The organism is Streptomyces sp. NPDC042336 (genome assembly GCF_055581985.1).
In genome coordinates this window covers 18962-45363 of the sequence record NZ_JBVJEA010000039.1, presented here as the reverse complement: position 1 = coordinate 45363, position 26402 = coordinate 18962, and the positions used below count along the sequence as shown (strand labels likewise).

At 67.3% G+C, this 26402-nt stretch carries 24 protein-coding genes; 11 read left to right on the top strand and 13 right to left on the bottom strand.

Going from position 1 to position 26402, the window contains the following annotated elements:
* Nucleotides 1-331 precede the first annotated feature (331 nt).
* On the bottom strand, nucleotides 332-1339 hold the full coding sequence (locus ACZ6IM_RS39485) for a hypothetical protein (RefSeq protein ID WP_319214902.1): 1008 nt from the start codon (nucleotides 1337-1339) through the stop codon (nucleotides 332-334).
* Between the two features lie 907 nt (nucleotides 1340-2246).
* Entirely contained in the window at nucleotides 2247-2600 is a 354-nt protein-coding gene (locus tag ACZ6IM_RS39480) for a DUF4913 domain-containing protein (protein ID WP_319214951.1), read from the bottom strand.
* Nucleotides 2601-2998: 398 nt separating this feature from the next.
* Here ACZ6IM_RS39480 and ACZ6IM_RS39475 point away from each other — a divergent pair, with 398 nt between their 5' ends.
* Nucleotides 2999-4543 carry a glycosyl hydrolase gene (locus tag ACZ6IM_RS39475; protein ID WP_319214904.1) on the top strand — a complete coding sequence of 515 codons (1545 nt, stop codon included), beginning with the start codon at nucleotides 2999-3001 and terminating at the stop codon, nucleotides 4541-4543.
* Nucleotides 4544-4825: 282 nt separating this feature from the next.
* On the opposite strand, the gene ACZ6IM_RS39470 is transcribed toward ACZ6IM_RS39475, so the two are convergent.
* The 8 genes from ACZ6IM_RS39470 to ACZ6IM_RS39435 form a co-directional block, all read right to left on the bottom strand.
* Complete coding sequence (locus ACZ6IM_RS39470; protein WP_319214906.1) at nucleotides 4826-5890, bottom strand: hypothetical protein; 1065 nt, start codon at nucleotides 5888-5890, stop codon at nucleotides 4826-4828.
* A 311-nt stretch (nucleotides 5891-6201) separates the two neighbouring features.
* Nucleotides 6202-7293, bottom strand: coding sequence for a glycoside hydrolase family 19 protein (locus ACZ6IM_RS39465; protein WP_319214953.1), 1092 nt, complete (start codon nucleotides 7291-7293; stop codon nucleotides 6202-6204).
* Between the two features lie 392 nt (nucleotides 7294-7685).
* A complete protein-coding gene (locus ACZ6IM_RS39460; RefSeq protein ID WP_319214907.1) occupies nucleotides 7686-9146 on the bottom strand; it encodes an ATP/GTP-binding protein in 1461 nt (486 codons plus the stop codon).
* 21 nt (nucleotides 9147-9167) lie between these two features.
* On the bottom strand, nucleotides 9168-10667 hold the full coding sequence (locus ACZ6IM_RS39455; protein WP_319214908.1) for an SCO6880 family protein: 1500 nt from the start codon (nucleotides 10665-10667) through the stop codon (nucleotides 9168-9170).
* On the bottom strand, nucleotides 10654-11871 hold the full coding sequence (locus ACZ6IM_RS39450) for a hypothetical protein (RefSeq protein ID WP_319214909.1): 1218 nt from the start codon (nucleotides 11869-11871) through the stop codon (nucleotides 10654-10656). The genes ACZ6IM_RS39455 and ACZ6IM_RS39450 overlap by 14 nt, the downstream gene beginning before the upstream one ends.
* Nucleotides 11872-11921: 50 nt before the next feature.
* Nucleotides 11922-12677, bottom strand: a complete 756-nt coding sequence (locus ACZ6IM_RS39445) for a DUF8175 domain-containg protein (protein WP_319214911.1) — start codon at nucleotides 12675-12677, stop codon at nucleotides 11922-11924.
* Nucleotides 12678-12743: 66 nt separating this feature from the next.
* Nucleotides 12744-13076: a hypothetical protein gene (locus ACZ6IM_RS39440; RefSeq protein ID WP_052843184.1), complete on the bottom strand. Its 333-nt coding sequence runs from the start codon at nucleotides 13074-13076 to the stop codon at nucleotides 12744-12746.
* Nucleotides 13077-13088: 12 nt separating this feature from the next.
* On the bottom strand, nucleotides 13089-13697 hold the full coding sequence (locus ACZ6IM_RS39435; protein WP_319214915.1) for a DUF6668 family protein: 609 nt from the start codon (nucleotides 13695-13697) through the stop codon (nucleotides 13089-13091).
* A gap of 126 nt (nucleotides 13698-13823) precedes the next feature.
* Between ACZ6IM_RS39435 and ACZ6IM_RS39430 the strand changes: the two genes are divergently transcribed.
* The 3 genes from ACZ6IM_RS39430 (at nucleotide 13824) to ACZ6IM_RS39420 (ending at nucleotide 16548) form a co-directional block, all read left to right on the top strand.
* Nucleotides 13824-14909 carry a bifunctional lytic transglycosylase/C40 family peptidase gene (locus ACZ6IM_RS39430; protein ID WP_319214917.1) on the top strand — a complete coding sequence of 362 codons (1086 nt, stop codon included), beginning with the start codon at nucleotides 13824-13826 and terminating at the stop codon, nucleotides 14907-14909.
* Nucleotides 14910-15106: 197 nt separating this feature from the next.
* Nucleotides 15107-15583 (top strand): hypothetical protein, encoded by a 477-nt coding sequence (locus ACZ6IM_RS39425; protein WP_319214919.1) that lies wholly within the window; start codon nucleotides 15107-15109, stop codon nucleotides 15581-15583.
* 56 nt (nucleotides 15584-15639) lie between these two features.
* Nucleotides 15640-16548 (top strand): hypothetical protein, encoded by a 909-nt coding sequence (locus ACZ6IM_RS39420; RefSeq protein WP_469563781.1) that lies wholly within the window; start codon nucleotides 15640-15642, stop codon nucleotides 16546-16548.
* A gap of 20 nt (nucleotides 16549-16568) precedes the next feature.
* Here the strand turns inward: ACZ6IM_RS39420 and ACZ6IM_RS39415 are convergent, their stop codons facing one another.
* The 3 genes from ACZ6IM_RS39415 to ACZ6IM_RS39405 all read right to left on the bottom strand — a co-directional run bounded on the left by ACZ6IM_RS39415 (nucleotide 16569) and on the right by ACZ6IM_RS39405 (nucleotide 19131).
* Complete coding sequence (locus ACZ6IM_RS39415; RefSeq protein WP_398918683.1) at nucleotides 16569-17156, bottom strand: sigma-70 family RNA polymerase sigma factor; 588 nt, start codon at nucleotides 17154-17156, stop codon at nucleotides 16569-16571.
* Between the two features lie 221 nt (nucleotides 17157-17377).
* Nucleotides 17378-18334, bottom strand: a complete 957-nt coding sequence (locus ACZ6IM_RS39410) for a hypothetical protein (RefSeq protein WP_319214923.1) — start codon at nucleotides 18332-18334, stop codon at nucleotides 17378-17380.
* A 32-nt stretch (nucleotides 18335-18366) separates the two neighbouring features.
* Nucleotides 18367-19131: a transglycosylase SLT domain-containing protein gene (locus tag ACZ6IM_RS39405; protein WP_319214925.1), complete on the bottom strand. Its 765-nt coding sequence runs from the start codon at nucleotides 19129-19131 to the stop codon at nucleotides 18367-18369.
* Nucleotides 19132-19623: 492 nt separating this feature from the next.
* Between ACZ6IM_RS39405 and ACZ6IM_RS39400 the strand changes: the two genes are divergently transcribed.
* The 7 genes from ACZ6IM_RS39400 (at nucleotide 19624) to ACZ6IM_RS39370 (ending at nucleotide 26393) form a co-directional block, all read left to right on the top strand.
* On the top strand, nucleotides 19624-20076 hold the full coding sequence (locus tag ACZ6IM_RS39400; protein WP_398918685.1) for a DUF6668 family protein: 453 nt from the start codon (nucleotides 19624-19626) through the stop codon (nucleotides 20074-20076).
* Nucleotides 20073-20384, top strand: coding sequence for a hypothetical protein (locus ACZ6IM_RS39395; RefSeq protein WP_319214927.1), 312 nt, complete (start codon nucleotides 20073-20075; stop codon nucleotides 20382-20384). Before ACZ6IM_RS39400 ends, ACZ6IM_RS39395 begins: the two co-directional genes overlap by 4 nt.
* Nucleotides 20385-20472: 88 nt before the next feature.
* Nucleotides 20473-20790 carry a hypothetical protein gene (locus ACZ6IM_RS39390; RefSeq protein ID WP_052843192.1) on the top strand — a complete coding sequence of 106 codons (318 nt, stop codon included), beginning with the start codon at nucleotides 20473-20475 and terminating at the stop codon, nucleotides 20788-20790.
* A 24-nt stretch (nucleotides 20791-20814) separates the two neighbouring features.
* Entirely contained in the window at nucleotides 20815-21588 is a 774-nt protein-coding gene (locus tag ACZ6IM_RS39385) for a DUF8175 domain-containg protein (protein WP_319214929.1), read from the top strand.
* Between the two features lies 1 nt (nucleotide 21589).
* Entirely contained in the window at nucleotides 21590-23083 is a 1494-nt protein-coding gene (locus ACZ6IM_RS39380) for a hypothetical protein (RefSeq protein ID WP_052843194.1), read from the top strand.
* Nucleotides 23084-23220: 137 nt separating this feature from the next.
* Nucleotides 23221-24717 carry an SCO6880 family protein gene (locus tag ACZ6IM_RS39375; RefSeq protein WP_469563775.1) on the top strand — a complete coding sequence of 499 codons (1497 nt, stop codon included), beginning with the start codon at nucleotides 23221-23223 and terminating at the stop codon, nucleotides 24715-24717.
* Nucleotides 24718-24893: 176 nt separating this feature from the next.
* Nucleotides 24894-26393, top strand: a complete 1500-nt coding sequence (locus ACZ6IM_RS39370; protein WP_319214961.1) for an ATP/GTP-binding protein — start codon at nucleotides 24894-24896, stop codon at nucleotides 26391-26393.
* Nucleotides 26394-26402 lie beyond the last annotated feature (9 nt).

Below are 26402 nucleotides of genomic sequence, written 5' to 3'. Positions count from 1 at the left end.
GACGTCAGACATCTCGATCAACAGCCCGGGGGCCTCGCTCGTTGCGCTTCACCGGCCATCACCTGATCGGTGGCCAACTCGAAGAAGCTCACTGATCAAGATGGAAAAGGCTCCTTCTCCCGTATGAAGAACTACAAGATCCTCCGTGACTGCCGACAACGCGGCCTGCCCAGCCCCTCTAGCAGGTCCCCTTGACGTCCTTTAAGACCTGCTGAGGCGCTGGACCGGCATCCGCACCACCTGCGGCCGACCACTCACGCCACGGACCGGGGAAGCCCTTTCTGCGAGTCCTTTCGCGCCCCATTGCCAAGGGGCTGGGCGTTGACCGAGGTCAGGCGCGGCGGACAGAGCGTCGTTGCAGATCTTGGCGGGGAACTTGTGGACGGGTTGTCGAGGCCGGAGTGCTAGCACCTTGCTCGGTCATGGAGCGGAGACTGCCGGGCGCTGATTGTGACCTGGTCCGGGTGGTAGGGGGTGCGGAGGTAGAGGGCGCTATGGGTGACCTGGGGAGAGACAGAGACACCCTTCCCGTGATCGGGTTGCGTGGTGTGTTGTGGCTCTTGGTCACTTCTGCCGCCCGACCGAAGGGCAGTCGTTGATTGGCCGCTTCCGCGACGGTGGTGCCAGGCACAGGCGCGGGTGCGGACAGCCTGGGCAGGGCCGTCTCCTGTCGGGTCGCCGGTCCGCTACCAGACTGTTCCGGAGTTGCCTCGAGCGGGGAATCCCGAGTGAGCGACTCCAGGTAGGGGTAGGTGAGCCGCGCGAACTCTGACAGAGCCACAGTTCCTGCGCCGGCAGCCTGCCACGAGTCGTTGTCCATCCCGGCACCGACCGCCCAGACGAGTGCGCCAGCCCCGTGGCCCACGAGGCCTTTGTCTCGCTCCTGCACCGCATCCCAGAAGAAACCTGATCCTGCGGCTGAGAACGCGATGGCGCGCGCCACGGGATTATCCGTCATCCCCGCGCCCGTGAACGCAGCCATCTCGGAGACATCAACCAAATCCCTGGCCCAACCAGCTTTGCCCTGACTATATTTCAGCGCAGCTGAGGTGAGGTTCGCCGCGGCATTCACAGCGGGTCCCACAGTGAGGGCGATCTTGCTTCCTGTTCCGATTCCGCCCGCCCACACAGCGGTACCGAGGGCATTGGCGATGCTCGTTGCCGCCGTCTCGCGATTCGGCCAACTCTCCGCTGCTTTTTCTGCGTTGTACGCAGCGAGATGCCCGAAACCAATGGCGCGATACACGCTATTTACTCTTGCGTAACCTCCGGACACCCAGCCCATGGTGGCCGTCAGGGTGAGTTTTTTGGCCAGGTCCCAGAGCTTACTCTTCTCCACGCTCGCTTCGTACTGCGACCCAGCACCGGTCGTCGCGGCCGAAGGCGCGCGCCCCTGTGGTGCTCCCGACTCCAGGTCCGGCTCCCGGTCGTCGCCCGCGTGATGTGTTGGGGTTGCGGAGTCAGTCATGACGGCACCTCTCGCGTTGCTTCTAAGCCAGGATTGCTGTTACCCCGCCCCGGAAACTGCGAATCCGTGATCAGATCATGATGACCACTGCTCGTCTGAACCGGTAGACCTGCAGAGCAGCTGTCCCGATACGTCGGCGAGCGTCGGTGGCCGACGCGGGGCATCGGTTCGGCCTCGCGCGCACGCTTGCCACGGCGGGCCAGGCGCTGTTCAGACAGGCGACCTCGCGGTGCGGGTGCCGCAGGGAGACTGTGCGGTGCCTTCGGCGACGAACGCCCCCCTGACGCAGCCCAGATGAAGCGGATCGCCGTGCCTGCCGCGTCCAGGGCGCAGATCATCGCTAATACCTCCTCCTCCGCCCAGGAGCGCCTCCACAGAGTCGTCTTCGGCTCCAGCCGGGCGATTGTCAGCGGCAGCCCCTGGGTTGCGCCCTGGTTGAGGGTGCGGCCTCCGACCCGCGTGCCGTCCTGCGGGATGCGAAGCGCTCTAGTGGCGGAAATTGTCACGGGTGTAGCCGTGCGCGCCTTCCTCCACGCCAGCAGCCGGTCGACCGTCACGGATCGCGTTCCCCGGGGCTGGCGTGGTGTGCCCTTGCCCGAGGGTCGGCGCAGCGGCGCTTCCGCGTGGAGCGAGCGCCGCCGCAGCAGTGACGCGAGACAACGGCAACATCACCTTCAACGACATGGAATGGCTGAATTGCGATCAGCACCACCACGGTCTGGTCACGGCGATCCAGGATGACTGGATCACTTGGGTGCAACCCGGTGAACGGCCGTGGTCAGACGATGGGCCCGAACGGGTCGATGGCGTCCACTTTGGGTATTTCCTTCGAGCGGTGGACTCCCGGTTTGCAGCCCGCGAACGGTCCCGTGGGGTTTCGTAGCGCGCTCATGATCGGCCCTAGGTAGTCGCGGTGCCAGTTGGCGGGCCCGGACAACTTCGAACCGGGACCGGTCAGCTCACCCCAGGCGAGCCACAGTCCATGGAGCTGCGCAACGGCCTCGGGGTGCTCCCACCAGCGGGAGCACCAAGGTTCCGCCGAGGTGGTCTCTCGGCCGTAGACAGGCAACAGCACATGATGCGTCCAGAGCGTCAGTTGTCTCAGCGTCTGCCCATACTCGTCGCCCTCCATATAGAGGATGAAGTGGGGTGGGCTCAGCAGCGATTCTTGGGATGGGTCGGCTTCCCCCTCCACGCCGGCTTCCTGGGTGACCGGGGCGCCTTCAATGGTTGGGTCGATCTCGCCAGCCTCAGTAGACATGGGCTTCCGCTTCTCACTCGGCTCAGACTTCGCCTGTTCAGCGGCCACAACGTGCACGCACCGCGTACGGTTCACCGGCGTTTCGGGCACGTGCCATGCCTCAACACGTGGAGCGCGCCGGGTGAACCGTTCAGATTGCTCACACGTCGTGCCTGCGCAGACAATCCTTCGCCCGAGAGGCATGCTCCATGCCCGTGAGATCACTTTCATCACGTCGATCATTTCAATCGATTCTGCTTGCTTTCCTCCTGGTCGTCGGTGTGTCGGCGGTGACCTTGTTCCGTGGGGAGGAACGCCCCCGGGAAGACCACGTCACGAGTGTCGCCGCCAGCGGCACCGAGCACACCGTCACGCTGAGGAACGAGACGGACGGCACCATCTGGGTCGGCAGTGTGGCCAGTGCAGACGGCTCGTCCCCGCTCGCCGGACTGCCGATGCTGGAGCGGGGCCAGTCCACCACCCTCACCATCCCCGAGCGTGCTGGTGCCGGCCACTGGCGCGGTACCTTCTTCGCCCGCCAGGGCTGTACCGGTGAGCCGGGCAGTACTTTCCATTGCGCAGTCGGTGACTGCGGACCTTACGTCGACCGCTGTGTCACCGGCGAACAACCCGTAAGCCTGGCGGAGTTCAATTTCGACACGGCCGATGCCGCGGCCCCGTGGTACGACGTCAGCTATGTGAACGCGGTCAATGTGCCCGTCACCATCACCCCTGACGGCGTCTCGCCACCAGTTGATGGGGGAGAGTGCGCTGAGATGGGCTGCCCCGGGGCACTCCTGTCCGCGTGTCCTCCTGAGGACCTGGTCAGGGAATCGGGATCGAACAAGCCCCTGGTGTGCGTGAACCCCAATCGGGACGCGAAGACTGCTTACAGCGAAGCGATCACGCAGCAGTGTCCCAAGGCGTACTCGTGGTCCAAGCACGACGCCGAGGCGGGCAACCAGGTCATGCGTCAGTGCAGCCAGTGCAGTGGACTGACCGTGACTTTCCATGGAGGTGACCCTTTCGGGAAGGCTTCCGACGGCCCTGACAAGACCAAGCCCGACGAGACCGGCCAGGGACAGCCACTCAGGCCGGGGGCTTCGCTGTCAGCCCAGAAGGGCGTCGCGCTGAACCCTGTCGGCAATGCCTCCCAGGCACTGGCCGACTCCGGTGCGTCCTGGTTCCATAACTGGGCGTCTTCCAGCGGCAACCTTGCCAAGCCGGGGAGTGTCGAGTTTGTCCCGATGATCTGGGGACCAGACTCGGTCAACGACGCGGAGTTGGCCAGTGCCACTCGGGAGGGTAGGAACCTGCTTGCTTTCAATGAACCTGACCACCCCGGACAGGCCGACATGACCGTCGAGCAGGCCCTCGACTTGTGGCCTCGACTGGAGGGCACCGGTCTGCGCCTGGGAGCTCCCGCGGTTTCCGCCGGCGCCGACAAGCCAGGAGGCTGGCTCGACCGCTTCATGATGGGAGCCTCAGATCGCGGCCTGCGCGTCGACTTCATCCCGGTGCACTGGTACGGCTCCGATTTCAGTTCCAACGCCACCGAGCAGTTGGTGGACTACTTGCAGCGCGTCCACGACCGCTACAAGAAGCCGGTCTGGCTGACGGAGTACGCACTCATCGACTTCACCGGGGGCACTCCCCGCTACCCAAGCGAGGAGGAGCAGAGCAACTTCATCAGCACATCGGCGGAAGGGCTGAAGGCCCTGGACTTCGTGGAACGATACGCGTGGTTCGCCCTCTCCACTGAGACAAGCCCGACCGGCCTCTATTCCGGCAGCAACGCGACTGACAGCGGCCGCGCCTACCGGGAGACGAGCTGACCAACCGCCCACCGAGGGTGCGGGCGGTGCCGTCCCAGCCGGACGGAGGATGCGAATCGTATCCCTTCGACGGCACGGTGGGCAGGCACCGGTACCGGTGCCTGCCCACCGTGCCGTCAGGGCAGTAGCAAGAGGAGTGGGCTGCCCGCAGAGGCCAGGTGTCGGGCCGAGTCGCGGGAGACTCTCCCTCCCCGTAGAAGTGCGCATTGTTCCCCTCGTCGAGTGACGAACAGGGCAGCTCCCGTGCCGTCCTGAGTTCAGCCGACGCGGTATCGACTCTACTTACCTGCTCCGCTTGGTTATGTTGACGTTCCGTACGCTTGAGGGGTCCGCGACCGGGCTGTGTGCACTGCTGCCCGAATCTGTGGCTCCAGTGGTCACCCGACGCTGATGCAACAGCCCCGTCGATTCGGGCAGCAGGGCGACGGCGGCTCGCCCTGGCGGATGCCATGCTGGGGAGGTCCGCTCGTTCTGGGCATCCGCCTCCTCTTGCAGCTCCTCGGGCCGGTTCGGCAGACCGCGGAGCTCCTCTGCAGGGGTCTGGACGTTGTGCCGGGGCAGTACTTGAGGTTCGTACGACGTCTGCTGGAGCTTGGTGAACGGCGTGGTGAGCGAACTGATTGCGCTGACAAGTGCGCCCACACCTTGGAGGCCCTGCGCCCAATGGGGGTCTTTTATCGAGCCGCTCGTACCGATACCATTCATTACGTCTCCGAATGTACCGATTACGTTCATCGCTACATTTAAGGAGTTCACGCCTGGCTGCGCTTGATCGGGGTGGCGGTAGATTCCGTAGGCCTTGGCTGCTTCCGTGGCCAGTTCGTTGATCCGGGCCAGCGCGGTCAGGGCCACGCCGAAACCGAAGACCTTCTGACCGGTCGTGTCGGGAGGCAGGTGCGCGGACTGTGCCAGGGCTCCGATCCCTCTGAGCGCGGGGGGAATGCCGCCTACGACCCCCTCCAAGAACTCGCCGCGGTGTTCCGCGGCCCACCGGGCTGCCGTTCCGGCTTTGCCGGCCGTAGCGGAAAGTATCTTGTAGCCCTCCGCCATGTAGTGCCATGCACCCGTCTGGGGCGAGTACCAGGGCTCGCCGTGCGGATACGACTCTCGGATGGCCGACTGCAGAGTGGGAGCCCCGGTCACGATGTCGGGCCCCGGAGGCCGCTCTGGCAGCGAGTCGAGGTTCTCGAGGGCGAGTTCGACAGTCGATGGAGCCGGCCCTTCGATGCCGCGCTCACTGTTCTCGGGGCGCGTGGACCGTGGGCTGTCAGCTGTAACGATGCTCTCATCGGAGCTACTGGTTGACGAGGTGGGGGAGTTCCGTTCTGGCTCCTGCATGCCGGCCATGTTGGGTTCCTCTCTTCGATGGCACCCTTGCCCCCGACGAAGGCGCCGACGGCCGAGGAACACTCCTTCGTGACCGGCGAGCCCCGTGCGCGGAGCGTCAAGTAGAACGGCTCACAGGCGCGAAGGGTTCAGGTGACATGGCCCCTCGGGCGCTCCTGCCTCTGGCCACCAGTACTCAACCGGATCCTCTTCAGAGCTCCCTGGTGCCGAGCGTGGTCCGTCGTTCCAGGAACGGGTAGGCGTGAGCGCTGCACGCCTGTCCGTTCCCCGCGGCATCGGCTGTTCGGCGCCGCGGGGAACGGAGAGCGTTTTTAGCAGGAGAGGTCGCTCCCGGGATCGACTCCGAGGATCCTGGTGAAGCCTGTGTAGGAGTCCACGCGGCTCTGCACCTCCGCAGGGTACTTCCCGTCGCACTCCAGGGCGCCGTTGATGGAGCGGATCGTCTGGCCGAAGCCTGCACCGTTCACGATGGCGTCGTGCGGTGTCGTCGAGCCGGGGCCGGTCTGTGTGTTCCAGTACCACAGACCGGTCTTCCAGGCGACGGACGAGTCGCTGGCCACGAGATCCGGATTATTCAGCAGGTCAATGCCCAGTGCATCACCTGCAGCTTTGTAGTTGTAGTTCCAGCTCAGCTGGATGGGGCCGCGGCCGTAATAGGCCGACTGGCCGGATGGGCAGCCGTAGGGCTGGCCGGCGTCGCAGTAGGAAGAGTAGTTGGCCGTGTTCTGCTCGACGATGTGCGCCAGACCGCCTGTCTCGTGGCTGACGTTGGCGAGGAAGGCGGCAGCCTCCTGCTTCTTCACCGTGTCGCTACCGGAGTTGGCGAAGGCGGGGTAGGCGCTCAGTGCCGCTCTCAGGCCGCCGTAGGTGTACACGGGATTGCGGTTCGGGAACATTTGATCGAACTGTGCCTCGCTGACGGCGAACTCGGATGCGGGGGCGTCGCTGTGGCGCTCTGGGAGCGGGGCGGGCTTTTCTCCCACGACCGTATCCGTACCGCCTCCTGCGACCTCCCACTTCTCGTTGGCGGCGCCCTGGCAGGGCCACAGCTGAAGGGGCGTGCGGTTCGCGCTGTTGTAGGCGCGTACGTCCAGGCACTTGTTCGCCGCCGGATTGACGATGTCCTTGGCCTGAGTGATCACCCACTGCTGGGCGGGGCTGCCGTTGCAGTCCCAGAGCTGCACGTCGGCCGCGTCGGCCGTGCTGCCGTCCCGGACGTCCAGGCACTTGTCGAGCGCTCGCAAGGTTCCGTCACCGGGTTCGGTCCACTGCTGGGCGGAGGTGCCGTTGCAGTCGTAGAGCTGGACCTGCGTGCCATTGGCGCCGTTCCCATCTGCCACGTCGATGCACTTGCCCGCAAGGCCGGTTATCTGCCCGCTCGCGCTGTCGCCCGCGAGGGTCATCCCGGAAGAGTCAGCGAACAGGAACCCTGCTCCGACGGCGCTCACCGCGAGCCCTAGGGCCGCGCCGGCCCGAATGTTCCGCGCGGTCAGGTTCGCTCTCATGCGTGAGGTGATAGAACTCATGGATGACGCTCCTTGGTCGGAGGTGTTGATGTCGGGCTGAGGACCGCAAGCACCGCAACGGACGCCGAGCAGGAAAGGGTTCAATGGAGGGCGGGCCGACGGGCGTGCCGCCGTCCTGGGCCTGTCTGATGTCCCAACCGGCGAGGCCGAGGAACTCGACGGGCCGTTCGTTGGCGGCTGCGGATGGGGCTCTCATGTGCCTGCCCGGACTTGCCCCTCAGCTCTGCTCAAGCCTGCCTGCTCGGCAACACCCTCATCAGCACCTCCGCCTACTTGTTCCACCGCTTGTTGGTGTTGTTGACTTCCAGCTCCGCGGCTGTCAGGTCGACGTGCAGGGGGATTCCGGGGCGGCTGCCCACTTTGATCAGGAAGTTGCCGAGTCCCGGTGGGTCGGCACGCCGCCCGCTCACGCCGTCCCACGCGGGCGGGGTGGACCAGTCGACCAGAAGACGTCTTTCTGCCTCGGTCAGCTCAACGACCTGGCTGAGCTGCGGCATCTCGGCTGGAGGCAGGCCCGCGCAGATCACCATGCCCGCGCGCTCCACGAAACCCTTCGCCTTGGTGCGGTCCTCCTCCGTGGGCAGGGCGAGGAGGTCGTCGATGCTGTGGGTGATCATGGCGAGGCCGACGCCTCGCTGCCGGTCGAGGCGGGTAAGAGCGTTGACGCGGTCGACCAGCCCTCGGCCCGCCTGGAGGACCCGCCACAGCTCGTCCATGACAAGGAAGTAGTTCCTCTGTGGCTCCAGACCGGCGTCCGCGAGCGCGTGTGCCGCGGAGACCGCGCCGAAGCCGTACGACCAGCAGGACAGGAGCGCCGCCGCCTGGAGCAGGACCTCGCTGTCGTCGATGCCACTGATGTCGAAGCAGACTGGACGGTCCAGCTTCATGGCCTCCGTCGTCGGACGGGCGAAGGTGCCGCCCAGACGGCCGTCGACCAGCAGGGCGGTGAGCGACGCCTCCAGATTCTCGGTGATGTCCCGGTAGCGGGTGATGTCTCCGCGGTCCAGCGCCACCGAGCGCACCGATTCCGGGGCGTCCTTGATGACCTGCACCAAGTCGCCGAGGACCGGGACGTCCCCTTTTGTGTGCCGGTCGTCCAGCACGTTCAGGGCCGCCGAGAGGATGGTCTCCTCACGGTCCGTCGGGGGCGCCGAGCGCAGAATGGTCACCAGCGCGGACACCATGTGCAGGCGGCGACCGTGGATGTCCGCGAGGAGGCGGTGGCGTGCTCCTCCGGTGAGGCGGGCGGCGGCCTGGATGGATTCACCGGGATCCAGGACGTTGAGGTTGCCTCGGCCTCTGCCCAGACTGATGACCTGGCCGCCGATAGCCCGGATCAGGTCCGCGTAATCCGGTTTGAGGTCGCCGAAGATGAGAGGGTGCACGCCATAGCCGGACAGGCCGAGGGCCATGCGGCGTACGACAGTCGACTTGCCGAGACCGGGACGGCCGAGAACGAACATTGAGGGGTTGGCGAGCAGACCTGTGCGCATGAACCACGACACGGGGTCGCAGCACACCGTGGCCCCCGAGTCGAGGTCGCGGCCCAGTGGCACCCCGACCATCGGCGTACCGGCTCCGGCGCCGAACGGCCACAGGCCACAGACTTGTACGGACGTGCCCCGCCACTCGGGAGCAGGGTCGACGTAGCCGACCATCCCGCCGCCGGGCCCGGTCCAACCCCGTGGGGTGGAGTGGGGCCGACGGCTCTCCTTGGTTGTGCGTACCACTTGCGTTCTCCTCCTCATGCGCTACATCGCGTCGCGTACCGTCTGCGGCAGCGCCGTGTGCAGTGGCAATACCAGTCCGAGGGGCAGCGCCGCCGCGAACGCCGCTGCTTGGGATCCGTAGACGGGCCTTACGGCAATACGGGCGGCCGGCGCGAGGTTGTCCACGGTGGCGGCTGCTTTCGTCAGTTCCTCGGCGGAGCTGACGGTCGCGGTGATCAGCAGCCCGAAACGGATCACTCCGTGGCCCTGAGCCTGTTCCTCGGTGGTCCTGCGTGCCGACGCGACCTCCGCATCGTCGCGTGCTTGCCCGATCTGCGACTGCTGGGCGTTGAACAGGGCATTTTTGTAGTCCTGTTGGACGACGCGCGCTCCTTCGGCACGGGTGTGCGGCCGGTAGAGGAGAGTGACCCGCTTGCGGGCGATGTCACGGTTGGGCTGGACCAGGCCGGTCAGGACGTTGGAGAAGACCTCGCCCTGCGGGGCCTCCGACATGGCCCAGGTAATGCTGAAGGCGCCGTCGTGGCGGTATTGGCCCCAGGTCTCCTGAGCTGCCATGGGTCCGGCCTGGTCCCAAGTGAGGCCCGTGCCGCCCGTTGCCCTGGCCTCCTCAACCAGGGATGCCACGGTTGGGTCGTAGGCGACGCGCACCGCCTCGGCGAGTTCGGTCGCGGTCATCGGTACGGCGGTTCCGGCACCGGTCATGGCCAGTCCCGCGGTCAGTCCCGGCAGGCGGGTGCCGATGTGCAAGGCCATGTCCTCGACACTGCGGCGGGACGCGCCGGGACGGGCGGCGCCTGAGTATGTCAGTGCGATGCGTGTGGTGATCTGTGCCGAGCCCGCTGGATAGGCGGACAGCACCTCCCGCAGCATCGCCCCGGCCAGTGGAGGGGCATCGGGCACCGCGTTGGCGGTGATCTCCTGCTGGAGTCTGAAGCCTGAGTCGGGAGCGGTTTCCACGGTGACGCTCGCAGCAACGAGGTCCGGCTCGCTACCCAGCGTGGACAGCCACTGGCCCCAGTGGGCCACCCAGGTGTCGACCTGCTGTTCGTCGACGAGCGCCGCGCCGTCGGCGTCGCAGGAGATGACGGCGGTATGGTGCCCGGTCGCCGGGATGGTGATCACGGCGAACGGACGTCCGTAGCCGTCCTGCGCCTCCGTCAGCACGGACTCGGCAGCCAGACCTGGCAGTCGGCACCTGCCGTGGCCGGACCGCCCGAGCGGGCCGGAGCGGTACAGGTGACCGCCGGAGGAGGTGGTGCGCCACCAGGCCAGGCGGACGGCGCCGCGCTGCATCAGGGTGCGGCCATGTCGGTCCTTCACGGCGAGCGGGACCGTGAGCACTCCCAGACCGGCTGCCAGGGCGAGCGCGACCCATATGGAGATCAGCGTGGCCAGGACCACGGCGACCAGCCCCGCAAACAGCAGCATGGTCGCTCCCAGTGACAGACCGCGCAGGCCCGAAGTGCGGGGCTTGCGGAAGTTGCCGTAGGTGCGGGGATGGTGTGTTTCACTGCCTGCCACGAGGCTTCTCCAGTTGGGCGTCGTCGGAATCATGGTCCGGTACCGGAACGGGGGACGCCGGGTCCTCCCATTCTTGGGGGTGTGTCCGTCCGGTATCCGTTGGGCGGGCTTGGCCGCCCAAGGCGCGTTCGGCATCCGGTACTCCGCGTGCCCCCTCCGCGCCACGCGCGGGCACCGGTACCGGTCGGGACGCGCCGCCCGCGCCGGCGCCGCCCGGCACCTCCCGGCCGACTGCTGCGCCCGACACCGACCGGCCGGCGGCCAGGTTGCGCAGGTGCGGTACGGGCAGTGCCCCGGTGACCGCGGTCTGTCCGCCTGCTCCCTCGGACGGTCTGGCCACGCGTCCCGCGCCAGAGGTCGCCGCCTGCACGACGGGGGAGGCGAAGCGCAGCAGCGCCGGCAGGGTGAAACAGGCCAGGACGATCAGTACGACCCCGGACACCATGGAGACGACCTCGTTGTCCTGTCTCCGGCCGGTCATCGCGAATGCGGCCGCATACACGACCGCCGCGGCCGGCTTGTAGAGCACGAAGGCGAGCAGCCAGCTCACGGACTTGCGGAACCACGTGCGCCCGCCGGCTGTGGAACTGGCAGCCGCCGACAACGGCAGCGTTCCGGTGAGAATCACCAGCACGGCTATGCGGGCGATCATCAGCGCGATCTGGCCCAGACTGCTCACGGTCACCAGAATGGCCATGATCAGGATGAGGAACGACGAGTCCGTGCCGCCCAGAGCCAGCATGGCGGAAGTACGTTCGTCGAACTCGGCAAGACAGCTTTCCACGGGAATGCCGGTGGCGCTGATCTGCCGGCATCCAGTGGACCGGTCGATGATCCACACGCTGAACTTGTCGCTCGCCACTGCCAGCAGGTTGACCGCAGCGACGCCGGCGGAGGAGACCACCACCAGGTTGAGCAGCCCCTGGAGGGCCTGCCGGGCGGGCTCGCCACGGCGTTGCCAGGCCAGCTGCCCGGCTGCGATGAGCAGGCACAGCACTGCCGTGAAGGAGGTGAACCACAGCGTGGAACCGCGCAGGAAAGCTACCGGGCCGCTGTCATCGGCCAAGTCGGGCACGCCCAGATCCATCCAGGCACTGCCGAGTGCCTTCACCGTGGTGCTCGCTGCCTGGGCAGCGCTTTCTGCGATGTCGTCGAACGCGCTGCCGCCGAGATCCTTGGCTGTGGCGCCTGTTCCGTTGCCCACGCAGTGGCCACCGACTGTCGGGGCCACCCATCCGAAGTCACAGCCGGCCATCACAGGCCTCCCCACTCGACGTATCCGGCGAGGGAGTCGACCGGGACAGGTGCTGTGGGGGCGGCCGGGTATTCCAGCTTCCAATCGTCGCGCTGCCACAGCACGGTCGTGGTGGCGGCCTGCATGCGACCGTCCGGGAACCGCCAGACGGTCTGGAGCACCGCTGTGGTCTCGCTGTAGGTGACGAACCTGAACCCGGCGATCTGCCCGTGGGCACTGTTTTCCTGGTTGGGTGACGCTGTCTGCTCCGCCTTGGTCCGCTCGGCGACATAGGCGTCGCGGCCCACGCCGACGGTCTGGGTGCGGGTCACCGAAGCCCAGTCCTCGGCGGCCAAGTAGCGCACGCTGATCTGGGTGGTTGCCAGGAGGGCGCCGACCGGGGTGCGCGCATAGCAGCGGGCCACGTCTCCGTTTGTCACCGCCGGGCCTGCCGCCTCGGAGGAGGGCAGGGCAACGGCGTGGTACAGGGCCCAGGTCACTCCACCGGGTGCGGCGTCCGGCACGTTCTGCTCTGTGTCGACCAGTGCTGGGCAGGACGCTCCGCTGCCGGTCGATGCGGGGCGCGGCGGGCCGTCCGTGTGGGCGCTGGAGGCCTGCGGCGTGGTGTCGCCGGTGCCAGAGCCGCTCGGGCCGAGGGCGACCGCCGCTCCGATGACGGCGACGAAGCCGACGAAGGCGGCGGCGAGGACGAAGCCACCGCGCAGCCACGGGCTGCGCGGCTCGTCGGCCGCGGCCCGGCTGGCGGGCTCTGTCATGATCGCTCCCTCATGCTCAAAGGTTCTGGGTGATCGACTGGGGGACTGCCGGGCGCCTTTCGCTCATCAGATCAGCGCGCCGACGATGCCCGAGGCGGAGCCGACGAGCATGCATGCCCCCAGGACGAAGCTGAGCCCTCGTGCATGTTCGCGGCTGCCTCCCCGCGAGTGGTCGATCGCCATCCTGGCGGCGACGCTCAGGATGCCGCCGACGCACAGAGCGGTGACGCTCCAGGCCACCCATCTCAGTACCTTGAGCAGGTCATCAGCGCCCGGCGGCGCCTCTCCACCGCCGACATCCGGTACCCCCGAGGGTTGCGGAACGGCTGCGGTGAGGCGGGCGAAGTGGGCTGCGTATGGTGAGGCGTCCGACAGAACGGCCGCCAGCAGGCTGGACAACGCGGTTCCCCTCTATGCGGGTTGGGTGAGTCGTGTCAGATCGTGCGCGAGCGGTGCGCATTCCTTCGGCTGGTGCGACGAGGGCGGCTCACCGAGCCGCCAGGCTTCGACCCACGGAATCTGCCACAGCCGGGGCACCGCACCGGAGACGAGCCGCACCAGGTCCTGCAGGATTTTGGGGCGCCGACCAGGTGCGTCGGCGACGACGACCAGGCCGAGCAGATCGATGCCGGTCACCATTCCTGACGCCCACTGCTGCGCGGCGCTCTGTGCGGCCTTGAGCCCGCCGGCGCTGGAACGGGCGACCAGCACGACGGAGTGGGAATGCGAGGAGGCGGGCCAGGCGCGCTCTGCGTCCCGGCCACCGGGTACGGCCTGTTCCAGCGTGCTGACCCCCGCGCCGCCGTGCACACCAAGCCACCACCAGGTCCGACCGGAGCCTGGGTGCGCTCGGGCGACGGGCAGTGAGCGCTCGGGCTGTGGAACTCCCGCACCCTGAGGAGCTCTCGGGCCCGTGAGGTCCGCCAGCGTGGCCTGAACCGTTCCTTGCGGTTTCCCGTTGGTACCCCCCGCAGGGTGCGGCGCCGGCAACCAGGGATTGACGACCGGTACATCCCTCATCACGGCACTCCCTCCCAATATTGGATCAACCGGACCGAGTATACATAAAAAACATTATCGAAGCACAAATGATGAAACATCAAAAGCGCGACGAATAAGGACACTTCGCGCCTATTTCGTAATGCCGTGCTTCTCGGATTCCATAACTCCTGGGGGTTGAACATGAGGGGCCACACCACACGGGCGAGACCGGCGCTGCTGGTCATGGTCTGTGGCGCGCTGGTACTGCTCGGTTCCCTGGTCGGCTTGGCCGTACTGGGAGGTCTCGAGAAACGGCAGGGCGCCGCCAAGATGGGACTCGTCACCACCCTCAACGCCAAGCCCGTACCGACCGAGTTCGTGCCGTGGATCGAGCGCGCCGCACAGCAGTGCGCGGAGGTCAGTGCGCCGTTGCTGGCCGCGCAAATCAAGGCGGAGTCCGGCTGGAACCCCACCGCGGTCAGTCCCGCCCAGGCCCAGGGACTGAGCCAGTTCATCCCCAGTACGTGGGCGACATGGGGCGTGGACGCCGCGGGCAAGGGCGGCAGCCCCCAACCGGACGGTGTGGCGGACCCTTTCACCCCGGGCGACGCCATCATGACTCAGGCCCGCTACGACTGCTGGCTCGCGGACAAGGTCAAGGACCTCGGCATCGGCGGCGACCCCACCCGGCTGATACTCGCGGCCTACAACGCGGGCCCGGGCGCGGTCCAGCAGTACGGCGGCGTACCGCCGTACCCGGAGACTCAGGCCTACGTCACCCGGATCATCACGTCGATGGCCGGCTTCTCAGCCGAAGCCTCGGCTGAGGACGGCAGCGCGTTCGGCGACCGAGTAGTGGCAGGCGCCAAGGAATGGCTCGGCACACCGTACTCATGGGGTGGCGGCGGGCCAGAGGGCCCCGGACGGGGGTTCGCGCAGGGCGCGAACACCGTGGGCTTCGACTGTTCCAGTCTCGTTCAGTACGCGGTCTACCACGCGAGCGGTGGCCGCGTACTGCCGCCACGCGTATCCCAGCTCCAGGTCACCGCGGGCGAGGCTGTGCCGCGCGAAGAGCTGCGGCCCGGTGACGTGATCGGCTTCAACCTGGGTGGCAGCTACGACCACATCGGCATTTACCTAGGCCGCGGGCAGTTCATTCACGCGCCGAAGACCGGGGATGTGGTCCGGATCAGCAACCTCAACGACCCCTATTACGCCTCAAAGCCTCAGAAAGCGAGGCGCTTCGGATGACTGTCCCCACGATACGCGCCGCCGCGGCAGCCGCGACGGCACTGGCGGTGGCCCTCGCCGCGAGCGGCTGCGCCTCCGGCTCCGACTCCGGACCCGGCTCCGACTCCGGCGCAGTGACGCGCGGGCACTCGTCGCCGTCGCCGCCCGCCGCGACCGGAAGCGGGCCATACCCCACTCCCTCCGATGCCATCGAGGCCGTGCCCCTGCCCGAGAGTCTCCGGGCTACGCCCCGGGGGAATGCCTCCCCGCCGGACACCATCGACCACACCGATGCCGACGCCGTCGGCAGAGGCGTGCTCACGATGATGTGGACTTTCGACACCACATCCGACACCGCACCGTTCGACGCGAGTGTGCGTGCCGCGCAGACGGGTTGGCTGACCGAGGCGTATGCAGCGCTCCTACGCACGCACCGGCCCCGTGCGGTGCCCGGCGCCCAGTGGCAGGAATGGGCCAGTCACCGGGCCCACACCACCGTCACCCTGCACAAGGCCGAAGACGCCGCGAAACCGGCCGACACCGCAACCGAGGCCTGGCGGCAATGGGTGGTCACCGCTACTCCGCACGGACGCGACCACTGGACGGCTGAACCCGTCACTGCCCTCGCGTACGTGCGTCTTATCCGCAAGGACACCGGCACGGCGTGGCTGGTCGACAAGGTCTTGACCCGGTAGCGGGTGCCAAGGCTCAGACCCGAGGCCGCACAGCCGCGCATCCGGAGGAACGTCACATGCATACGACCCATGCACTCGCACAGGTGCCGGCGTGGCCGGTCTACGTGTTGACCGCGCACGAAGACGGCCATTTCGTGGCCTCGGGGCCGCTCGTACCCGCCTCCAGGCACCTCACCCGAGCCGCAGCCGTCGGCACGGTGGCCGCCGCGGCCGCCCGGCTCGGCCGTCCAGTGCGGGCCCAAGCCACAGAGCAGAACGGCACCGTCTGGAACCTAGTCGTCTCACCTGACGGTGCAGTGGGGGAGCTTCCCGGAGGCGGGCACAACACCAGGGCGCTCAGGGGGCGTGACACGAAGTCTCCACCCCGATCCGCGGATGCGGCCCCAGAACCGGAACAGCAGCCGGAACACGGTGCGTACGCCGAGCCTCTGGCCCTGGTCGCACAACATCTTGAGGCCGGCCGCGAAGCACAGGCCGCCGCGCTCACCGTACGGCTCGACGAGGAGGCCGCCGACCGCTTGGGAGTCTCTCACCCCGATGCCCTGCACATCCGTGAGGTCCGGGCCCGCGTCACCGCCCTGGCCGGGGACGTCCTCAACGGCGTGCGGCTGTCCCGGGACGTCGCCGAGCGCTGGCACCACCGGGGCGAGCATGAGCGGGCCGAGGCTGCAGCCACCTACGCCGAAACACTGTGGATGGGCATCACCGACGTGGACACCGCGCTGTCTGTCGGCATAGCACTGGTCCGTCTGCGTCACCAGATCCCGGGTGAGAGCGGCGGAGCGCTCGGTGCAGTGCTGGAGCACCAGGCCTGGCTGACTTCTCTCCGTGACCAGAGCCGGCCACAGCAGCCTCGTCCAGTGGCACCGGTTCTGCCCCGGCGGGGACCGGCCAACCCGGCACGGCTACAGCGTTCCGGCCCGTCCTGGGAGCGCCCCGCGCAGGGCACCCAGGAAGCGACGTGAACGGAGAAGCCGGACATGTGTCACGCGGCGGGGGAGTGCGCCCAGTCGGGCTTTCCCTCAGCCCCCTCGCCGGCGGTCTCCGCGATACCCAGGGCCGCGCGCAGCGCCCGCATCGCATGGTGCAGACGTGACTTGACGGTACCCGGAGGCACGCCGAGCACGAGAGCCGCCTCGCGTGACGATCTGCCGGTGTAGTAGGTCTCGTAGAGCACTTCACGGTGTTTGGGCGACAGTTCCCGGATCGCCTCCTTGAGGATTATCGAGGACAGCATCCTGTCGACGCCGTCGGGCCGCGCCAGCAGTTCCTCCAGCCATGCGGCGCCGTCGATCTCCCGCGGACGGGCCATGCGCAGCCGGTGCTCATCGATGACGATGTTGCGGGCCACCCGGAACAGCCATGGCCGCAAGTGCTTGCAGTCGCCCAGGTCCTGCGTGCGCCAGCATCGCAGCAGGGTCTCCTGTACCACGTCTTCGGCCCGGTACCGGTCCCCGCCCAGCAGCCGCACCACGTAGGTGAACAGAGAATGCGCCTGTTCGTCATATAGCGTGCGCATCGCGCGCTCCCGTGCGCTGACCGCCCCCGAGGAACCCATTCCCGTCCAGCTCACGATTGCTCCCTCGTTCCGTGACCACATGGGTCAGTCCGTGAGGCCGGGTTTAGCGACCTTGCTTCGTGGGGAGTCTCACGACGGGAATTACACGTCGAATTGACGTTCTATGCATGACGGGAGCGGTGGCTTCGTAGCCGTTGAGGGTGGAGGTCGCGGCGACCAGAGCGTCCGCACCCTGTGCTCGTGCTCGCAGCCCCTTCGTTGACCTGTGCCTCTTCTCAAGCAGCGCCTGTTCGGTGGGCGGCCGCAGCAGCAGCCAGGGTGTATATACGGCGATTGACGCCGCGCAGCAATACAGCATCTTGGGCGGACGATTCGCCCCGCTCCGCGAGAACGGACCACACGGTGAGCAGGCTTCGGCCGAAGTCGACAGCCCACGGCATGTCGTCGGCCAACTGCCAGGCTGCGACGGCACGCCTCAGTTCCTCATGTGCCCGGCCGTCGCCCATGTCGCCGCGGAACCGAGCAAGTTCAAGGGACTTGGTCGCCGCGAATCGGTGATTGCCGCTTCGGTGGGCCACGAATGCTTCCAAGGCGTGTGCTTCGAGCGTCTGGGGATGCCCGGCGCCGAAGGTGCGCTCGGTGATCTTGCTCAACCGGAAGGCGAGTGCCATCGCGCTCTCCAGGTTGCCGGTGTCCAGCGCCGACGTGATCTGTCCGACGAGGTCTCCGAACTGCTCCGGTACTGCCGGGGCAGGGGTGTCCATCTCGGTGGGGGAGGCTGTGGACGGCAAGGCCTCGGGGGCCGGTGAGGCATCGGTCGCGCCACTGGCCGATGACGGGGTGACCGGCGGCGGTGACTGCGGTCCGACGTGCAACGGTTCGAGGCCGGGCCCCGAGGCAGCGAGGCCCAAGTCCGGTTCCTGTTCTTCTCCCTCGTGCCGCAGGACCCGGCTCGACCCGTCAGGAGCGACTTCAACGTGTGTGGTGTACCTCTCCTGCCTGTCATGGATCGTCGCTTGCACAGGCTCGCCCCGCGCTTGCGCCTGACGGTGCATCGCGTCGAGGACGGCGACATGCACCGGTTCGCCGTCCGGTACGGGGAAGCCGACGCCGTCGATGACCGCGCTGCCGTCACCAAGGATCAGTACCTCGCAAAGGAGCGAGGGCTGCATCGTCGTGTTCGTGTGATCTGGAAAGTTCTGCTGTTTGCCGCGGCTGCGTCTACCGAGCATGTGATGACTCCTTGCCCTGATGCCTGTGGTTGTCATGACTCAGGTTTCCGGGCTCCGCTGGGCCACGGTGGCGAGGTCATGCTGGGGTAGTCCTCTCCGTCCTTCGCCAGGGTGCCGGCGTAGTACGGGAAGGACGCCCGGATGGCTGTGACGTAGCCCTTCGCGGAGGCTCCCTCAGTGCCTTCCGGGAGCCCACCGGCCTGCTCGATGGTCTCGAACCCGATGTTGTAGGCGGCCAGGGTCAGATCGAGGGGGTCCCCCTCGATCGCGCCGGCGTCGAGCTGTGTCCCGACGTCCTTGCTGAGTGAGCACATGTACCTGCCCTGCGCCATGATCGAGTCCTCAGGATCCATGGCCGAGGTCTTGTCGTTGTCGTCCTCGTCCTCACCGAACTCCTCGAACTTGTCCGGTGGCAGCTGTGAGATGCCCTCCTCCCCGTCGTCTCCGACGAGAGTCCTGTTCCAGCCGGATTCCAGCTGGATTTGGGCAGCGATGACGACGGGGCCTATCTGCGTGCACTCCGCCCCGGCCTCGCGGATGGTCGTCGCGAGGTCCGAGGGCACGCTCGTGGAGTACAACTCCTCACGCCCGTCGCCGTTCATCACCATCGAGACCTCGTCCCTGGCCCCGCTGCCGCCGTGGTCGGTGCCGCAGAAGTTGAAGATGTCGCAGAGGAGCACAAGGGGCCAGAAGAAGAAGCCGATGGCGCAGACGATGAGCGTGGCGGCGATGAGGAGCAGGATGATCAGCGGAGAGAGAAGGCAGCCGACCGTCCCGCCACTGAGACCGATCCACATGAGCAACTGCTGCGTCCCCGACCCGCCGGAGGAGCCGGAGTCACGTCCACTCGCCACCAGTCACGCTCTCTTTCACTCGACCCTCGACCTACAGTGCGGCGCCCGCACGACGCGGGCGGGCAGAAACCTTGAACCAGGCCACCCGAATTCCCGTAGTGGCTGCCCGACGGATCACCGTCGGCTCGCACGCCCCAACGGCCACAGCGACCAATCAGTTCAAAGCGGGATCCGTCGTCCTAGCAAACCAGGCAAAACGAGGGAAGGGGGACGCACATGGGTATCCCGCCGACGGCATCCGCCGACTCGCGGATGTGGGTCCGGGGACCTACCGCCCGTCCGGCTGATACGGCGCCGATGGGACCGCCAGCTCCCGTGCCGGCACCGGTCACGCCCGCGCAAGGCCCGACTCCGCAGGCGCAGGACGCTCGGCTGACTCCTCCCGCGAGCACGGCACGGACCGGCTCGTCGTGGCCCTCCGCACCGTCCGAGCGGGTGCCGTTACAGCACAAGGGCCACAAGGTCTCTTGGGTCAGCGCGCACGGTGGATCGGGCGCGAGCACACTCGCGCGGGTGCTGGGCGGCGTGGACGTGGGTCGTCGGTGGCCTGTTCCCGGCCGGGGCGAACCGGGCCAGGTGCTGCTCGTCGCACGCACTCATGCCGAGGGCATGCGCGCAGCGTCCCAAGCACTGAACGCGCTGCGGCTGGGAGACCATCCCGCGGGGATTCAGCTCCTCAGCGTCGTACTCGTCGCGGACGCGCCGGGCCGTCTGCCGCGCAAGCTCGGCCAACGCGTGCGCGTCATGCGTTCGGCGGTCAAGGTGTACCGCGTTCCCTGGGTGCCGGCCTGGCGCTTCGGCGAAGAGGTGGATGCACCGCCCAGGGAAGTGCGAGCCCTGGACAGACTTCTCTCCGGCTCGACCGGACGCACGGGGAGACCTCGATGAGTCTGGTGTCCGGATCGATCCCGGAGGAAGTCATCGATCCAGATGACTTCGCCCCCGCAGGCGAGTTCGATCCGACTCGGCATGGGGGCACCGAACTGCTCGGCTACCTCTCCTGGGCGGTGACAGCCGCAGCCGTAGCAGGCCTGCTCATCGTCGGCATCCAGATGGCCATGCAATTGCGGCGCGGTGAAATGGGTGAGGGGGCAACTTATTACCGAGGAGTGGTTTTCGTCCTCGGTGCCTGCATCATCGGTGCCACTGCGGGACCGATTGTTCAATTCGTCATTGTGCCGTGGCTGGCCAAGTAGCCGTGACACGACTTGAAGCGGTGTGGCTCCGTTCTTCGTGCTGTATGTAGCACACTCTTTCTGAATCTTTATCGAACCGGAGAAATTCGTGAAGGACACCCTCCTCTCTCTCTACGTGAATGGCAACATCCACCTGGCGGCCGGTGATACCAGCGACGTGCCCGATGTGGACAGCAAGGCGCCAGGTGAGCTCAATGACGCAGTCGAAGTCGTCCTCGGGATCGCTGCGTGGGCCGGAACCGTGGCCGGGGTGGTGGGGATTCTGGCCACCGGCATCATGATGGCCGTGTCCGTGAAGCGTGGTGAATCCTCCGAACACTTCAGCCGGCTGGGCATGGTGTTGGGAGGCTGCATCCTCGTGGCCGCTGCCGGTCCCACGGTCACCTTCTTCTTCAAGAATGCCTAGGGACGCGCGGGGAGCAGGATCAAAATGTTCGGTGCGAGACGGAAACAGGCGCCCACCGACGGGCCGTTTTACAAACAGCGAGGCTGGCTGAACGCGGCCGGTTTCCTGGCGTTCCTCGTGACCATGTCGCTGGTGGCCTTTGCGATGGACGACGGCGAAGCTGCTGAGACCAGCACGGCTCCCGGAAGGGAAGCCCTCGCAGGGATCAGCGGTCCGCTGTCCCCAGGCGATCCCCAGCAGGCCCGGCGAGGCCCCGGCGGGCGCCCGGAGAACTGTCGCACCGACGACCGCAACACTGCGCAACCAGTTGCCGCGCCAGCGGATGTGCACTGGAAGAAGCTCGCCGCCGACATGGTGCCCACCTCGACGTCAGCCGGGCCCCTCCGGACCGACACGGGGGCATGGTGGTGCTTCGCGCACACACCCTTGGGGGCCGTGCTGGCGGCGCACATTATTCCTGTCCAGATGGAAGGTCCCGCCTGGCGTACAGTCGCGGAACAGCAGATCGCGCCGGGGGAGCGGCGTGACAGGCTCGTCGAGACGAAGATGGCCGACGATGAGACCCAACCGAAGAACGGAGCCATCGAAAGATTTACAGGCTTCTCCGTCGCGTCGTACTCGAAGAACGCCGCGGTGATACGTCTGCTCGTCGCGTCCCCCCTCGGCGGCAATCTCTCGATGTCGGTATCCATTCGCTGGCGGGAAGGCGACTGGAAAGTGGAGCCTCAAGGCGACGGTTCTCTTTATTCGCCAGCGAAAACAGCGACGCCCAACGACTTCGTCCTATGGGAAGGTTGACATGTACCTAGCCGCAGGCAACGGTTGCGGAGGTGGTATCGACTTCCTCGGGATGTTCGACGACCCCATCGGTGAGATGATCCGGATGGTCGCCAAACTAGCGGTGAGTGGCGCCCTCGAAATATTCGAATCAAATGGTGACGTAAAGTCGAATGACGTAGCCGCATCAAATGTGATCAGCGGTCAGATACGATGGCTCGTCATCTACCTCTCGATCGGATCGCTCCTCTTCGCAGCCGTCAAGATGGCCTTGGACAGGAAAGCCGATGCGGGCCAGACCGCCTTGAAAGGCGTCGTGCGCGTCGTCGTAGTCAGCGCGGCTGCTAGCACCGTGATCAGCACATTCGCCGTCCTCATGGACGACTACTCCGGGTTCCTGTTCGGCCGGGCCCTTGAGGAGCTGCTCGCGGGTATCGACTGCAACGACGAGATCCCCAACATGCTGCTGCTGATCATCGGAGCGCTGCTGATCATCGCCGGCATCATCCATGTCATCCTCATGTACATTCGGCTCGGCGTGATGATCATGCTCATGGGGACGCTGCCCCTGGCTGCCGCGGCGTCTGTCACGGACTGGGGCGGCACGTGGTGGCGGAAGCACCTCGGATGGATGATCGCGTGGCTGCTGTACAAGCCGACGGTTGCTCTGGTCATGTACTCGGGCGCTGTCATGATCAACTCCGCGGGCGGCGACAAGGTTGACACGCAGATCGCGGGAATGGGTGTGCTGCTGCTGTCGGCCATCGCCCTTCCGGCGCTGATGCGGGTGATCGTCCCGGCGACTGAAGCTCTTGGCGGCGACTCCGTCGGAAGCACCACGATGGGCATCGCCAGCAGCATCGCCACTGGAGCGACCGGTGCGGTCGCCGCGGGCGGCGGCAAGGCGATGACCGGTGCCATGGCCAGTGGCAGCGCCAGTGCGGGCAGCAGTGCCACTGGCGCCGACGGAGGCGGTCGCGCGTCCGGAGCGGGAGGCGGTACTGGCTCCGGTGGGGCTTCCACATCCGGTGGCGGTGGCGGAGGACACGGAGGAACCGGTGACAACGCACCCACGCCGGATCAGTCCGGTACCGGAACAACGGCGGCGCCTGTCCCCGCGATGATGGGCCAGCGCCTAAGGCGCAGGGCCGTCGGTCGCCCGAGCGAGGGTGAGGACAGCGGTGGCCCCTCCGGTTCCGCGAGTGGCGGCAGCCCTCAGAGCGGTGGTGGCAACGGTGGCCCGGCCGGGTCCCGTGGCGGTGGGCCGGCAGCTTCTCCCAGTGCGGTACCCGGCTCCACAGGCGGCGAGCCGCAAGGCGCGAGCGGGAGCAGCCCCCAGGGGGACGGGGGGCCCTCGGACCACAGGAGTCAAGCCGCCACGGGTGCCAGGGACGGAGGTGTCAGTGCGGCGGTGTTCGGCGCCCAGATGGTGGCCAGGACCGCCAAGGGGGCCGTGGACATCGCCCAGAGCGCGGTCGAGGGCGCCGACGGGGCCAAGGGCGCGGGCGGTCACTGACCGCCCTTCGGATGACCGGAGTGCCGACGTGCGCCGAGGGGCCGCGCGTGGCCATCCGATCCGACCGGCCCTGATGTGTCACGTGCTCGCCCCGCCCACGGAAAGCAACAACCACCAGAGGAAGGACAGGTGTGCCCATGGCTGCCGAAGCCGCCACAGTCGACCCCACATACGGGAACTGGCGCCGACCCAGGCGGCCCGGACTGGGACCGCTGGGCCTCGTCGGCACGGTCGCAGTTTTCGGTGCGATCGTGTTCGACCTGCTCGTCTCGCTGTTCTCGCTGCAACTCGTGATCGTCCTCGCCGTCCTGCAAGTACTGCTGCTCCTGCCACTGGCCGTGCGGACACAGGACGGACGCAACGTCTACCAGATGCTCGCCGTGCACATCGGCTGGCTCCAGCGCAAGTCCAAAGGGGCAACCACCTATTTGTCCGGTCCGCTGTCCCCCCGGCCGGGCGGCCAATTCCGGCCACCCGGACTGCTCAGCCGGGTCAAGGTCCTGGAAGGCAGGGACGCGTATGACCAGTCCTTCGGTGTCCTTCATCATTCCAGCCGCAATCTCTACACGATTGTGCTCGGCTGCGAGCCCGACGGCGGGTCGCTCGTCGACACCGACCAGGTCGACAACTGGGTGGCTTCTTGGGGGCATTGGCTGGCTCGGTTGTCCGGCGAACCCGCCCTGCGCGGAGCCAGCGTGATCGTGGAAACCGCTCCGGACACGGGCACGAGACTGGCCAACGAGGTCCTGCCCCGCATCGACGCCAACGCCCCGCCTGCGGCGCGGGCCGTGATGGAGGAGGTAGTGCAGCGCTATCCGGCCGCGTCGTCCGAGATGCACACCTACATCACGCTGACCTACGGGGTACCCACTGGTCAGAAGCGCAAGCCGGACGACATCGTCACCGACCTGGCAGCCCGTATTCCTGGCCTGCTGGCAGGAGTAATGAACGCGGGAGGCGGACCTGCCACGCCACTGTCGGCCGAACGTATCGCCGAAGTCCTACGGGTGGCCTACGACCCGGCCGTGGCGTCGGACATCCTCGAAGCCCGGGCGGTCCACGGGGGCACCGGGCTGAAGTGGGACGACGCCGGTCCTGCGGCGACCGTCGAAAAGGTCAACGCCTACCACCACGACTCGGGGGTGTCGCGCAGCTGGCTGCTGACCATCGCGCCCCGTGGCACTGTGCGCGCCCAAGTGCTACGCGGTCTGCTGGAGGACGCGCCCGGCACCCGCCGCAAGCGGGTGGCGCTGTTGTACCGCCCCATCGACCCGGCGACCTCAGCGCGCATCGTTGAGGCCGACCGGCGAGCCGCGCAGTTCATGGCCACCTCCCGCCGAGGCATGGTCCAGGCACGTGCCGCTACCGAGGTGCGCGCCGCCGAGCAGACAGCGGTGGAGGAGGCCACGGGGGCAGGCCTGGTGGAGTTCTCCTTGATGGTCACGGTGACGGTCGACACTGCCGAGGAGCTGGAGGACGCCAGCGTGACGGTGCGCAACCTGCTTGCTGGGGCGCGGCTGTTGATGCGCCCGGCGGACCGGATGCAGGCGGCGGCTTTCAGCTGCACGCTGCCGGCCGGGCTTCTGCCGTGGGAGTACACGCTGGTACCGCGCGAATTGAAGGAAGCACTGTGAGATTTAAGGGCGTACGCGGAGCAAGCAGGCCCAGTGACCCGCGTCAGGACGCTGTCGGCTATCCGGATGATGAGCTGGACGAGATCATCTACAGGGACGAGGGGCCGAACCCGGCGACCAAGAGCAACAAAAGGAGGAATACCGGCAGGCGGGCGGCCGTACCGTCCAGGGAGAAGATGCCTTCGCCTCGTGGCTGGCCCGGCCCTGGCGGCGGTGAGGTCGCCAACCTGGACCCGCCGACCATGTGGCGCGCCACCACCGTGCAGGCCTGCGGGCTGTGGCCGTTCGCGGCGGGATCGAGCGCGCCGATGACCGGCGTCCCGCTGGGGCAGCATCTGTACACCGGAGCCACTGTGTGTGGTGACCCACTGTCGTGGTTCACTCGCGCGCACTACATCTCCAACCCGTCTCTGTTCATGCTCGGCATGCCTGGTCTGGGCAAGTCCACCTTGGTCAACCGCATGCTTATCGGTCTGGCCGCCACCGGCGTAGTGCCGTTGGTCCTGGGCGATCTCAAGCCCGACTACGCCGACACCGTGCGCGCTCTGGGCGGCCAGGTCCTGTCCATCGGACGGGGCATGGGGGGCATCAACGTCCTGGACCCCGGCGCCATGGGAACCGCGGCCCGGCGCATCGGCGGTGAGGCCGGGCGCGTGCTGGCCTCAGAGACCCATGGCCGTGTCCTCAACATGGTCGCCGCACTCATCACCATCGTGCGCGACCATCCCATGGAAGATCACGAGCAGTCAGTGCTGTCCGCGGCCCTGCATCATCTCCGCGAGCGCACCCCACCGGATCAGGCACCGCTCCTGCCCGACCTGGTGCGGGTCCTTGCCGAAGGCCCCGACCGGGTGCGGGCGGTGACCCTGGACCGCGGGGACGAAGCCCGTTACCGCAACGCTGTTGATCCTCTGCACCGCTCGTTGCTGGGCATCCTGGACGGCCCGCTGGGAGACACCTTCGCCTCGGCAACGTCGACCCGCATCAACATCAATGCTCCCGCCGTCTGTGTGGACATCTCCCGGATCGGTGAGTCTGACACTCAGCTCACCGCGGCGGCGATGCTGGCGGCGTGGTCGGACGGGCTGGGCACCGTGGCTGCTTCGCACGCCCTGGCGGACGCCGGCCTCGCTCCGCGACGTTGGTTCTTCACCGTGCTGGATGAGTTGTGGAGGCCGCTGCGTGCCGCCTCCGGCATCGTGGACCGCATCGACGCCCTTACCCGGCTCAACCGCTCCCTTGGCCTCGGCGACGCCAAGATCACACACACCCTGAAGGACGCCGAGGCGCTGGGTACCAACGCAGACCGGGTCAAGGCCCGCGGCTTCGTCGAGAGGGCGGGCATGGTGGTGTGCGCGGGGCTGCCCCGCCAGGAGATGGAAGAGCTCGGCCAGGTTGTGGGCTTGTCCCGCCGGGAGATCGAGCTGGTCTCCTCCTGGTCATCACCGCCGGGCTGGGCCGCTTACGGCGACCGCGAGGAACCGCCCGGCCGCGGCCGCTTCCTGATCAAGGTCGGTGGACGGCCAGGAATCCCGATCAAGGTCGCCATCACTGATACCGAGCGGCATCTGCATGACACGAACAAGCGGTGGCAGGCCAACGAGCCCGCCACCGACCAGCTGTCCGCCCTTGACCTCACCAAGTACTCGGGCATCGACGGGGGGCGGACCGCGTGAGTGGAAACT